Origin of the sequence: Undibacterium sp. Xuan67W (genome assembly GCF_049340165.1) — a bacterium.
Lineage (GTDB): Bacteria > Pseudomonadota > Gammaproteobacteria > Burkholderiales > Burkholderiaceae_D > Undibacterium.
The window spans coordinates 86,504-99,114 of sequence record NZ_JBMPPN010000016.1; the positions used below are offsets into that span (position 1 = coordinate 86,504).

Sequence of the window (12,611 nt, forward strand, 5' to 3'; positions counted from 1 at the left end):
TTATTCCTTAAAAATATGTATCAAGCTTATTTATCAAGCGGATTTATTTCGCTCGCGTTTCAATTGTTTTATTAAATTGCTTTGTTCAAATGTACCTATTTCGGGAGATCGTCTATGTTGCGTCGTACTTTACTTGCACTCGCCATTGCAACCACACTTGTTGCATGTAGCAAGGGTGCACAAGGTGATAAAAGCGACAAAAACAATGCCTCCGCCAGCAAGAAAGCCAGCGCTTCGGAAGAGGTGACTTTGCAGGTCACGGCCGAAGATCTGATTACCGTGCAAAATAATTCGCTGGCTTCTGGTCCGGTCATTACCGGTTCTGTACAGCCTGAGCGCCGCGCAGATCTGCGTGCGGAAATTTCCTCGATTGTTTTGCAGGTACTCAAAGAAAATGGTGATGTCGTCAAACGTGGTGACCTGCTGGTGCGCCTGGACGACACCTCAATTCGCGACAGTCTGACCTCTGCAGAGGAGGCAGTACGTGCTGCCGGGCAATCGTTTGATCAGGCGGAACGTCAATTCCAGCGCTTAAAAACCTTGCGCGCCTCTGGCATGACGTCGACCCAGCAATTAGAAGATGCCGAGATCCGTCGTAATAACTCCCAAAGTGATCTGGTCGCCGCCAAAGCACGTTCTGCGCAAGCCCGTCAGACATTGCAACGCACCGAGGTCCGCGCACCGTTCGACGGCATCATCAGTGAACGTAAGGTATCTGCAGGCGATACTGCGCAAATCGGCAAAGAGCTGGTCAAAGTGATTGACCCTACCAGCATGCGCCTGCAAGGCCTGGTGTCCGCAGACCGTGTAAAGGATGTCAAGTCAGGTATGCCGGTCAGTTTCCGTGTCAATGGCTATGGCGAGCAGGATTTTATCGGTAAGGTGCGTCGTGTTGATCCTGCCGCGAATGCAACTACACGTCAGGTTGAGGTGCTGGTGGATTTCGTTGACAGCAATCAGCCTAAAGTATCCGGCCTGTATGCCGAGGGTCGTATAGAGGCAGGTAGTACCCAAAACCTGATGATTAAGAGCGGTGCGCTGGTCCGTGACGGTGACAAGGCTTATGCCTGGCGTGTTAAGGATGGTCTGCTCAGAAAAGTGAGCATCACTTTGGGCGAGCGCGATCCGCGCCGCGGTGATTATGTCGTCAGTACTGGCTTGTCGGATGGCGACAAGGTTGTACGCAATCCGGTATCGACTCTCAAAGACGGCCAGAAAGTAATGTTGGTTGAGTCGGCCGGTGCAGCCGGTGTCGCGAAAGCGGCCGCCGTCATGAGTGCGCCTGCCAGCTCAGCAACGGGGAAATAATTATGTTCCTATCCGATTTTAGTATTAAGCGTCCGATTGCGACGATCGTCATTATTATTGCGATGATGTGCCTGGGCTTACTGGCACTGAAAAAACTCCGTGTGAATCAGATTCCTGATGTGGAGCAGCCGGTGATGGTGATTAATATCCCCTATCCGGGTGCCTCACCCGATACGGTAGAACGCGAGATTATCAACCGCGTAGAAAAATCGCTGCAAAGCATTACGGGTGTGTATCAGATCCGTGCGACGGCCAGCGAAGGCAATGCCAGCATCGTGATCATCTTCAACTTCAAAAAAAATATGATCGAGGCTTCGGATGAAATTCGAAACTCAATCGCCTCAGTACGTTATAAATTGCCGGCAGAAATGCGTGAACCGATTTTGCAGCGGATTGATCCGGCAGCTCAACCGATTATGCAACTGGCCTTGTCATCAAAAACTATGTCACATGCGGAAATTTCACGCAAGGCGGAAGACGAGCTGTCCGATAAGTTTCGTGCGGTCGATGGTGTGGCGGTAGTCAGTGTCAATGGTTCTTTGCGTCGTGAACTGAGCGTACTGCTGAATGCGCAAAAATTACGTGAATACAATGTCTCCGTCACCGAAGTCGTGAATGCCCTGCGCAACCAGAATACGACGGCACCTGTCGGTAAAGTACGTGGCATTCTGGATCAGCAAAGTATTCGACTGGTGGGGCGGATTGAGTCGCCTGCTGAGTTTGAGCAAATTGTTATCAAGCGCCGCGGCACGGAAGTCATCCGTCTGGCACAGGTCGCTAAGATTGCTGATGGTTTCGCAGAACTGAATAGTTTTAGTATGCGTAACGGCAATCCTAACGTCGGTATTTCGATTACTCGCTCACGCGACGCGAGTACGGTATCGGTAGCAAACAAGATCCGTACTTTGGTGGATGAAATCAATAAAACACTGCCCGAAGGAACCAAGCTCGAAGTCACACAGGATGGTGGCAAGGATGCCGAGAGCAGCCTGAATAATGTGATCGAGTCGCTGATGTTCGGTGCGGTACTGACGATTTTTGTTGTGTATGTATTCCTAAATTCCTGGCGCTCGACACTGATTACGGCGCTGAGTTTGCCGACGTCAGTGATCGCCGCATTTATCTCTGTCTGGCTCTGTGGCTTTACGCTGAACTTCATGACTTTGCTTGGTCTGTCGCTGGCGATTGGTGTGCTGATCGATGATGCCATCGTGGTGCGCGAGAATATTGTGCGTCATATGGAAATGGGCTCGGATCGCCGCACTGCGGCCAGTAACGGTACGCGCGAAATTGGTCTGGCAGTTGCTGCGACCACGTTCTCTATTATTGCTGTATTTATTCCTGTTGCGTTTATGCCGGGCGGTGCGGGTGAATGGTTCCGTCCATTCGCTTTGACGGTTGCCAGTTCGGTCCTGGTCAGCCTGTTTATTTCATTCACGCTGGATCCCATGTTGTCGGCATATTGGGGGGATCCGGTCGGACATCATCTGGAGAAAAAAACGGGCATCAGTTTGTTGCTGTCCAGGTTTAATCACTGGTTTGATCATCAGGCAGATCGCTACAGTAAAGTGATCGCCTGGGCGTTGCATCACCGCATCTGGATGGCGATTATTGCGGTGGTCAGCCTGATCGGTGCGCTGACGCTACATGTGATGTTTGGCGGTTCGAGTTTCTTGCCGGCTGCTGACAACGGCACCATCATTATCGATATCCGCACACCCTCAAGTTCCAGCCTGGATTACGCACGGCTGAAGGTAGAAAAAGCGGCAGAGATTGCCCGTACCTTGCCAGAGACCGTGGCAACGAATAGTAATGTGAATGCCAGCGGTGGTCGGGTCTACGTGGACTTGGGTAAGAGTACCAAGCGCCAGCGCTCCGCTGAAAAAATTGCCGTCGATCTGCGTAAAAAAGTCGCTGGTGTCATTGGCGCTGAATATGTTGTGCTGGACGACTTGAATAATGGCGCACGTAAGCCAGTGCAGATTCAGTTTTCCGGCCCTGATTCGCGTAAATTAATGGCGATCACCACGGCGTATATGGAGAAATTACGCGCCGTTCCCGGTGCGGTTGATGTCGGATTATCCGAACAGGATCCGATTGATGAACTACAGATTGAGCTGGATCGCGGTCTGGCGAATTCGCTGGGTATTTCAGTCGGTGACGCGGCGCAATCTCTGCGCGTCGCATTTGCCGGTGTTGAGGTCGGCGACTGGGTGGATCCTACCGGGGAAGCACGTGACGTTGCAGTGCGCCTGCAGCCGGAAGACCGGGTCAATGCTGAGAATATCGAGCATTTACCCATCGCAGTCAGCGGTACCGATAAGATGGTTCCTCTGGATCAGATCGCAAAAATCACGATGGGCAAAGGCCCGGCGCAGATTCAGCACTCTGATGGTAAGCGCATGATTGCTGTGTCTGCCAACGCACAGGGCCGCTCGCCTGGCGAAGTCACGGCAGATGCCATGAAGATTGCGAACGCGATTGATTTTCCTACCGGCTACGGGATTGAGCTTGGCGGTGCTGCGCGTGATCAGAAGGAATTGTTCACCGAGATGGGTATTGCCCTGATCTCAGGTATTGGCCTGATGTACCTGATCCTGGTTATGCAGTTCGGTTCTTTTACAGCACCGATTGCAGTAATGCTGTCCTTGCCTTTGAGTCTGATCGGTGTGGTTCTAGCGTTGCTGCTGACGCGTGGCACCTTGAATCTGATGAGTTTCATCGGGGTCATTATGCTGATGGGATTAGTCGCTAAAAATGCGATTCTGTTGCTTGATTGTGCCCGCAAACGTGAAACGGAAGGCTTTGGCCGCGAAGAGGCGCTGATGTATGCCGGTCGTATGCGTCTGCGTCCGATTTTGATGACGACGTTCGCCCTGATTGCTGGCATGATGCCGGTCGCGATCGGCCTGGGTGAGGGCGGTGAGTTCTATCGTCCGCTGGCAGTCGCTATCATCGGTGGTACGATTACTTCGACTTTGCTGACTTTGCTGGTAGTACCGACTTTTTATGACAGTATAGAAATCGCCAGAGACCGGATGTTCGCTAAGTTCCTGGCACGCGATGCCCGCTGGAATACTTTATTTGCGTTCGTGACGACCTTGATTGAAGCTTTATTGACGATCACTTTGCTGCGCTTTATGTATCGCCGCATTGTACGTCTGGGATCGTTTATATTCAGACGTGGTCGCCGCGCCGCATAGTGAGTAATTTCATGTGAAATTGAAAAAGCCGCTCAGATCATCTGAGCGGCTTTTTACCTTGTATCGTTGCAGGTAGATTTACTATTGATGAACGTAACTTAGAGAGTTTTCAGGATTTTTCTCTGGTCGGAAATACCTTACTACGTTGCAGATGCCTGAACCATTCTTTCAACATTTGCTCCTCATATTTGTAATCACTGCTGCTTAAGTTCGCTTTCGATAAATAATACATATCGCGGATATCTTCTTTGCCGGAAGCGACGACTTCTTGCTGAGGATTTTTGAGCGTGTAGGACAGAGACATTTTTGGCCAGTCGATGTCTTTCAGTACGCGGATGTCACGCATGGTTCTGGCATAGTTGTACTCGATCCTGCCCGCGAGGTCGATATCGGTGACTTGTACTTCTAGGATGTATCCGTCGGGAAGTGTCTTCGCCAGATCTGAAAAATATAAACTAAATTCTTTGCTTACCCGGATTTGTGCATCTTCCAGACTGTCATTCACATTGCGGATATCGGTGAACTTTTCTGGTTGAACGAAATCGACTTGAGCTTCGCCTGCAAAGACGGGGAGGGTGATCGCGCAAAAAAGCGCAGTGATCAGTGAACGTCGCATCATATTGACTCCTTGCTTGTGAACCAGCTACACCACCATTTTAGTCGGTTTTGTCATTTGTAAAAGAGGTCTTACAAACTGACGCGAAATCGCTTTGCGCCGCTCTTTTTTGTTACATAAGGACACAAAGCGATTCACTCAACAATAGATATCAGCGCACTGAGTCTGCTTTGATGATTTCAGTGAGTACACCTCCTTCGCTGGCGCTGGGTGGACGCACGTGTAACAGATGGGCCAGCGTCGGGGCGATATCCACGACTTCCGCATATTGCCCGTAAGCACCTGGCTTGATCCAGTTTTTGCCCATCATAATCAGCGGTACATTGGTGTCATATGCATATGGTGAGCCGTGGGAGGTACCTGTCGTGCCGCTACCAAAATACCAGAAAGGCTTCGTCACGACCATGATATCGCCGGATAGTTGCTGGTTCCAGCCACGTTGCATTAACTTGCCCTGACGCGTGTCTGGAAGCGCACCTGATTCAAGCTGGGTACGGGTATAAGTGCGTGCTACGCCAGGGTATGCTGACAAGAAGCGCGCCACGGTATTTTCTACGTCGTCGCGTTTGAGTCCCTTTTGCTCTATTGCCGGATAGTCGAGCATGACCGCGGGGGATGACCATTTAGCAGCCAGATTAGCGATACCGAATTTTTGTGCGAGATGCGTATTGACATCATCCATCAATGTTTTGGTGTTCAGGCGCTGTGCATCGATTTTGCGGCGTTGTGAAAATTCCGGCACATTCGGGAAACCGTGATCTGCCGTCAGCACTACCAGAGTTTTATCGAGGCCAACGCGTTTTTCCAGGTCGTCAAAGAACTTTGCAAGCAAGCGGTCAAGACGTTGCAGATGATCATGCGACATGCGACTCTCCGGACCAAAACTATGATTGATGTAATCGTGGCTGGACAAGCTGATACCAATTACGTCAGTGACTCCGGCCGGATTATGACCAAGCTGCTCACCATCAATCGCAGCACGTGCGAAGTCGAGGGTCAGTTCATCTAGGTAAGGGCCGGTAAAAATCCGGCCATAATATTCCGAATCAGGTTTGCCGGATTTGCTGTCATACACGAACGGGAAGCCTGTTTGGTTATCGAGCTTGCCCATCCCTGGTGAACCATCCGGCGCATCACCCTGATAGGCTTTTTCCGGTAACAATAATTCCCATTTTTTGCCATAAAACTTATCTTGGGGCTTGGCGGCATTAAAGCTGTTATACCAGCCGGGATAATCTTGCATGTAGTAAGTGCTGCTTGCAAAATGGCCAGATTTACTCATGTACATATAGGCCGTACCGGATTTACCTGCCAGCAGAATAGCCCCGCGGTCTTTGCCAGAGACTGTCACCACTTTGGACTGACCGCCATTGCTATAACGGAGTTCGTCGCCGACGGTACTCACGCGCAGATTAGCTGGCGATGTGCCATCACTGGGTTTGGTGCTCTCGTTGAGGTAGGTGTGCGCTGTGTCCTGTGTGCAGTACATCGATGTCATCGTGCTGCGGTCTATCCACTCATTGCCGATGATGCCGTGCTGATACGGATAGGCACCGGTCAGTACTGCCGCATGGCCAACCGCTGTGACGGTGACACCATGCGCCTGATGACTGTCGCTAAACCACGCACCCTGATCTAGCAAACGACGGAAGCCGCCCTGACCGAACTGATCGCGATAACGCTGCACCTGTTCTTGCGGTAAGCCATCGACGACCAGCACGACAAGCAATTTTGGTGTGGCCGGTGCGGTATTGGCGGACAGTGGTGCTGCACTAGCTGAGAAAGATAATGCTGTGCTGGCGGCGATACAGGTCGCGATCAGACCCGACAGGAGGCGGCGACGCACTGCGAAGTCAGAATTTTTCGGATTAAATGGAGTCATCATGGTTTAAGGGAAGAAGGGGGAAGGCAAAGCAATCAATACGGCGGAAGTAGAAAACCTAAGCGAGTGAATACAGATCAATATCACTACAAATACCACTACATTGTGAATCATTTCCTTATGCAGTTTCATCATGTGCCATAGATAACCGAAATTCGCTATGGCACGATGGTCAGCAACTATCCTTAAGGTTTGCCACCGGCAGGATTGTTCAAATGCTTGGCGAAGAAGGCTTCTATCGTATGAAACACATGCTTCTGCTTCGCCGCACCGGCAATTCCGTGCTTACCTCCCGGGTAGGTCATCAGGTCGAATAGCACGCCGCGGGTCGTCAGATCATCAATCAGTTTGGTGGTATTAGTGAACAGCACATTGTCATCCGCCATGCCATGCATGAGCAACAGCGGTGATTTTAAACCGTCGAGATGGGCAAACACGCCGCTCTGACGATAGCCTTCGGCATTGTCTTTCGGCTGATTGATGAATTGCTCGACATAGTGCGTGTCGTATAGCGCCCAATCAGTGACCGGCGCAACGGAGACCCCTGCCGCGATCTTGTCAGAGGCGGCCGACAATAAGCGCAAGCTCATGAAGCCACCGTAACTCCAGCCAAATACGCCGATACGTTTCGCATCGACAAAGCCTTGCTGACTTAACCAGTTGATGCCTACAAGCTGATCGGCGACTTCATGTTTCCCCAGAGTGTTATAGATGGTATTCGTGAATTGCCGTTCACGACGGGCTGAGCCGCGATTGTCGAGTTTGAAGACGATATACCCTTGCTGTGCCATGTATTGCTCAAACAGGCTGCCCCAATGTCTTTGTACCGTCTGCGCGCCGGGACCACCATACACTTGCAGGAATACCGGATAACGCTTGGCTGGATTAAAGTTCAGTGGTTTCTTGATGGAGTAATACAGGGTCTGGCCGTCTTCCGCCTTCAAGCTGCCGTATTCAGTCGGGACATGCGCTTCCTTGAAGCGGGCATAAGGATGGCTTGTATTGAGTTCGTTATGTTCTATCCAGGTGATTAATGTATCGTCTGGTTTGCGCAAGCTGACTTGCGGCGGCGTATTGTCGTCCGACCAGGTGTCGATAAAAATTTCGGCCTTGGCTGAGAAACGGGTTTCGTGCCAGCCGTCGTTTTTGGTGACGCGTTGCGGCTGATTAGCCGTGCTGCCATCGAGCTTGAGTGCATATACCTGTTTGTCGGATACGGCATCACGGTTGGAGGCGACATAGACCGTCTGTGATTGCTCGTCAACGGCCAGCAGGCCGTCAATTCCCCATTCTCCCTGGCTGATGGCGCGCACCAGCTTGCCTTGCAGGTCATACAGATACAAATGCTTGCGGCCGCTACGTTCGGACATCCATAAAAATTGTTGCGTCTTTTTCAGAAAGTAAGGTTTGTCCAGAATGCTGACCCAGGTGCTTGCTGTTTCGGTAATCAGGTTGCGTTGCGCCAGACTTTGCTTATCGACGGCGATCAGGTCTAGCTGTTTCTGGTTGCGGCTCTGACGCTGAAATACCAGAGTGCTGGCGTCTGCACTCCAGTCCGCTCTGACGAGGTAAATATCTTTCTCTTTGCCCAGATCGATGGCTTGTATCACACCGTTCTCAGGACTCACCAGCGCAAGGCTGACCAGCACATTGGATGCGCCAGCATATGGGTAGCGCTGTTCAACGACTTCAGTCCGGTTTGCATAAATTTCAAAACGACGGGCGACGGGTACCGGACTTTCGTCAAAACGTTTAAACGCAATACGTGAGTCATCTGGTGCCCACCAGTAGCCACTGGTCTGTGCCATTTCTTCCTGCGCGACGAATTCTGCTTCGGCATTATGAATCGTGCCGCCGCCATCTTTGGTCAGCTGGCGCTCAGTCCCGCTGCTGAGTTCGAACACAAATAAATTCTGGTCGCGGACATAAGAGACATAGCGACCTCTCGGCGAAATTTGCGCTGACATGACCTGGCCAGAAGCGATCTTGCGCGCTTTGTCTGTATTCGACAGGTCGATCAGATACAGATCGCCCGCCAGTGGTACCAGGAGTTGTTTGCCGTCAGGTGACCAGCTGTAATCGACGATGCCGCGCAGATTGGCGATACGTTCGCGTTCACGACGAGCTTTTTCCTGATCAGAAATATTTTCTTCGGCTTGCAGAATTTTGCTATCGACCAGCCTGCGCATGCTTTGATCTTTGACATTGAATTCCCACAGATCAAGCTGGAACTGGTCACTGTCGCGACCGCGTAAAAATGTCACGCGGCTGCCGTCGGGAGATACCTGAAGTTTGCGCGGCGCGCTGCCGGACAGATTCGCATTGTCGTAAATGCGGTCGATGGTGAGACGTTCTGCAGATGTGGAAAATGACATAGCGGCCAGTAGAGTAAACAACAATATTCGCATAAAAATACCAGAAGGTTTAAGTATTACATCACCGCCAGTCACACTTATGATGAGACTGAGCCGGAGGGTAGTTTTGGGGTGTTCGGAGGATATCCAGAGAGCAACACGATACCAAATTATGGCTAGTTTCGGTGAATCCTTATGTAGCCCCCTTAGGTGATGAACGCCTAGATAAAAACTGAGCAAGAAACAATATAAAAAATCTTTTCGACGGATAGAAAGTTTTTGACGCTATTCGAGTAGAATTTATTTGAATTTGTTCCCTGTTACGCCCTAAATTAACGCATAAAACGCAAACCTGGCAATAACCTCAGCATCAGATTTTGTTCTCCAGAGCACAATTAAAATAAGGAAATGAGGTCGGCATGCTTACAGATGGATTTTCACGTTATCTGATCGACATCATGCCAGTATCGATGGTGGTATTGACTGATAACCAGATCACGTACGCCAACAATGCTGCGGCTATTTTATTGGAAGCCGATAACGCCAGCGTCCTGATTGGGCGTCCAGTCAGTGATTTTGTGCATCCGCTCGATATTACCCGTTCAAATAACCGCCTGCATCGTCAGAGTAAAGAATGGTCTAACGCGCCCCAGCAATTTCGTTTGCGTAGCGTCAAAGGTAATTTGCGCATGCTTTTAGTCGCTAGTCTGACTATCGAATTCGAGACTAAAAGCGCCATTTTGTTAGTCGGCATGGACATGACTGCACAAAGTGAAATCTCGGAGCAGCTTCGTATCAGTGAGCAAAATTTCCGTCGGCTCTTTGACAATATGCAAGACGTGTATTACCGCACCGATGCCAAAGGCGTCGTGCTGATGGTTGGCCCCGGTGTCCGCACGGTGCTGGGATATGAGCCAGAAGAGATCGTCGGCAAAACAGCCGAGTCGTATTATCCGAACGTAACAGACCGTGACGCCCTCAAACAGGCAATCGCCAGAGACGGCAAGGTCAGCGATTTTGGCGGGCAGATGGTGCGCAAGGACGGTCGCATCATCGACATTTCTATCAGCAGCCAGGCAATTTATGATGAGCAGGGGGCATTTGCTGGCGTAGAAGGTATATATCGCGACGTGACTCAGCGCAAAATGCTGGAGCGTGAGTTGCAGCGCTTGGCTACGATCGACACACTGACCGGCATTCAGAACCGGCGCGCATTTTTAGAAAATGCCGAACAGTTATTTAAAAGCAGTCAGCGCTATACCACCGGCATTACTTTACTGATGTTGGATCTGGATTTTTTTAAAGCGATTAATGACCGCTACGGTCATTTGGGCGGTGATAACGTACTGGTCAAATTTGCACAGACGGTAGGACAAGAGCTGCGCGAATCGGACTTATTTGGGCGCTTGGGCGGTGAAGAGTTTTGTATTCTGTTGCAGCAGGCACCTCGTGAAGATGCGATGACTGCTGCCGGACGCATCCGTGAGCGTGTACAGGAGCTGGTGTTTAACGCGCCGAACGGTGAGCTGTTTTCTTTGACCGTCAGCATTGGTGTCTCGACCAACCGTGAAGATGACGAGCGTTTAGGTAAATTACTGGAGCGCGCTGATGCAGCCTTGTATGAGGCAAAGCATAGCGGTAGAAACCGGGTAGTCTGGAAAGATTAAGTATTTTGTATTCATCATGGCAAAGACTGTAAGGTATGCATCTACTAACCGACTCATCAAGGATGATGCGATTTCTTATTGCTGCGTTTTTGAAAAATTAATACAGATCCCGCATAGTACATGCGCCTTTCAGGCCAAAAGAGGTCTGGAGCGCCCATAGAATATAGGTGTGTCTTTATGAGTGCTTCTAAAAGCTTCATACTTGAGATTCAGCATATGTAAATGTTGCTTTCACTGGTAAATCATCTTTTTATTGGGAGAATTCCATGCCGTTTGCCGTCAAACTCAAGCAGCCTCGGTTTACGATGTTAACTTCAGCGTACGCAGCGGTCTTGTTCTGCGGGAGCGTATTTGGCGTCAGCGTACAGGCCGCTGACAGCGCGGCCAGGCAACTCCATCAACTAAATGAGAACTCGGTGGCGACGATTGAGCTTCCCCTGCTGGCAGGCTGGTACGAAGGGCAACTAGTACACTACATCTCAACCGATATGTCGGATCAAGTGATGTCGCAGCAAACTGGTACCAATTACGTGTCACGCCTGTCGTATGTATTGCGTGCACCACTGCCGGGGCAACCAACAGCGGTAGACCGCGTGTATAAATTTACCAATTTCAATCAGGGTAGTGTATTCCCGTCGGCACCGCAAAAAATCGGCTACCAAAATACCAGCGAGGCTTATACGCCTTTATGGGTGGTCTATCTGGTGACCTGGCAAGCAGGTACAACGCCACGGACTTTACGTTCGGAAGAGGAAGTTCTGAACGCCGCTGACAAGCATGAAATCCAGCTCACTCCGACAACGGTTGTTGTAAATTGCCCTATTATTTATTCTGCCAAAGACGGCATATTGGGTGGCGCAACAATCCATGTGAAGCAGAAAAAAACAAACGAACGCAGGTGAGCACGCAGATGAATTCACCCGCTTATCGCAGAATCAGGTCGCTCCTTTACTTACGCTCTCGCCATCTTCCGGACGCAAGCTCCAGAAGGTAATAGACGACAGCATCGTCATCACACCCAGTGTGATGAATGCATGATGCAAGGCGCCGGTCACTGCGAGCTGATCCGACTGCGGCAGGCCGCTCAGGTACCAGCCAGTGACAAGTGAGCCGCAAGCCAGTCCAAAGCTCATCGACAATTGTTGTAGCGTGCTGGCGATAGTACTCGCCATGCTGGAATCCTCTGTTTTGACATCGGCAAATGCCATCGAATTCATACTTGAAAATTGCAGAGAATTAAAAAATCCCTGCGTCAATCCCAGTAATACGATCAGTGCCAGCGGCGTGCCCGGTGAAACCGTCGAAAACAAACAAATCGTTATCCCTATCATCAGGGTATTCACAATCAACACCTGCCGGTAGCCAAAGCGTCTCAGCACTTTACTGGCAATCAGTTTCATCCCCATCGCAGCAAATGCCGCGGGCATCATCAATAACCCCGATTGCCATGCCGGTAACCCGGTAATCCCCCCATTTTTAGCGCGAGCTATGAGTAGAGGCTATGCGGCAAGTGCGAGTTTCTGTTTCGGGGTGATGCCGCCGATGCCCGTGTTGGGCCGGTCGTGATTGTAAGTCCATAAC

General features: G+C 50.6%; 7 protein-coding genes and 1 pseudogene. 4 read left to right on the forward strand and 4 right to left on the reverse strand.

The window, feature by feature from the left end; all coding sequences use genetic code 11:
- The first annotated feature begins 114 nt into the window (after positions 1-114).
- A complete protein-coding gene (locus ACO0LE_RS14585) occupies positions 115-1,308 on the forward strand; it encodes an efflux RND transporter periplasmic adaptor subunit (protein ID WP_422961081.1) in 1,194 nt (397 codons plus the stop codon).
- Positions 1,309-1,310: 2 nt separating this feature from the next.
- The gene (locus tag ACO0LE_RS14590; RefSeq protein WP_422961082.1) at positions 1,311-4,511 is read left to right on the forward strand and encodes an efflux RND transporter permease subunit; all 3,201 of its coding nucleotides are present in this window, start codon (positions 1,311-1,313) and stop codon (positions 4,509-4,511) included.
- A gap of 109 nt (positions 4,512-4,620) precedes the next feature.
- Here the strand turns inward: ACO0LE_RS14590 and ACO0LE_RS14595 are convergent, their stop codons facing one another.
- The 3 genes from ACO0LE_RS14595 to ACO0LE_RS14605 all read right to left on the reverse strand — a co-directional run bounded on the left by ACO0LE_RS14595 (position 4,621) and on the right by ACO0LE_RS14605 (position 9,384).
- Positions 4,621-5,130, reverse strand: a complete 510-nt coding sequence (locus tag ACO0LE_RS14595) for a DUF3016 domain-containing protein (protein WP_422961083.1) — start codon at positions 5,128-5,130, stop codon at positions 4,621-4,623.
- 148 nt (positions 5,131-5,278) lie between these two features.
- A complete protein-coding gene (locus ACO0LE_RS14600; RefSeq protein WP_422961084.1) occupies positions 5,279-7,012 on the reverse strand; it encodes an alkaline phosphatase family protein in 1,734 nt (577 codons plus the stop codon).
- 182 nt (positions 7,013-7,194) lie between these two features.
- On the reverse strand, positions 7,195-9,384 hold the full coding sequence (locus ACO0LE_RS14605; protein ID WP_422961085.1) for an alpha/beta fold hydrolase: 2,190 nt from the start codon (positions 9,382-9,384) through the stop codon (positions 7,195-7,197).
- Positions 9,385-9,782: 398 nt separating this feature from the next.
- On the opposite strand from ACO0LE_RS14605, the gene ACO0LE_RS14610 reads away from it, so the two are divergent.
- Together ACO0LE_RS14610 and ACO0LE_RS14615 are read left to right on the forward strand one after the other, a co-directional pair.
- Complete coding sequence (locus ACO0LE_RS14610; RefSeq protein ID WP_422961086.1) at positions 9,783-11,030, forward strand: sensor domain-containing diguanylate cyclase; 1,248 nt, start codon at positions 9,783-9,785, stop codon at positions 11,028-11,030.
- A 266-nt stretch (positions 11,031-11,296) separates the two neighbouring features.
- Positions 11,297-11,932: a DUF7482 domain-containing protein gene (locus ACO0LE_RS14615; protein WP_422961087.1), complete on the forward strand. Its 636-nt coding sequence runs from the start codon at positions 11,297-11,299 to the stop codon at positions 11,930-11,932.
- A gap of 33 nt (positions 11,933-11,965) precedes the next feature.
- On the opposite strand, the pseudogene ACO0LE_RS14620 reads toward ACO0LE_RS14615, so the two are convergent.
- Positions 11,966-12,490, reverse strand: a pseudogene (locus ACO0LE_RS14620) (MFS transporter); the annotation flags it as partial.
- Positions 12,491-12,611 lie beyond the last annotated feature (121 nt).

What these genes read in the sequence shown, in the direction of transcription:
- ACO0LE_RS14585 (WP_422961081.1), top strand. Translation starts at nt 115, where the DNA reads ATGTTGCGTCGTACTTTACTTGCACTCGCCATTGCAACCACACTTGTT.
- ACO0LE_RS14590 (WP_422961082.1), top strand. Translation starts at nt 1,311, where the DNA reads ATGTTCCTATCCGATTTTAGTATTAAGCGTCCGATTGCGACGATCGTC.
- ACO0LE_RS14595 (WP_422961083.1), bottom strand. Translation starts at nt 5,130, where the DNA reads ATGATGCGACGTTCACTGATCACTGCGCTTTTTTGCGCGATCACCCTC.
- ACO0LE_RS14600 (WP_422961084.1), bottom strand. Translation starts at nt 7,012, where the DNA reads ATGATGACTCCATTTAATCCGAAAAATTCTGACTTCGCAGTGCGTCGC.
- ACO0LE_RS14605 (WP_422961085.1), bottom strand. Translation starts at nt 9,384, where the DNA reads ATGTCATTTTCCACATCTGCAGAACGTCTCACCATCGACCGCATTTAC.
- ACO0LE_RS14610 (WP_422961086.1), top strand. Translation starts at nt 9,783, where the DNA reads ATGCTTACAGATGGATTTTCACGTTATCTGATCGACATCATGCCAGTA.
- ACO0LE_RS14615 (WP_422961087.1), top strand. Translation starts at nt 11,297, where the DNA reads ATGCCGTTTGCCGTCAAACTCAAGCAGCCTCGGTTTACGATGTTAACT.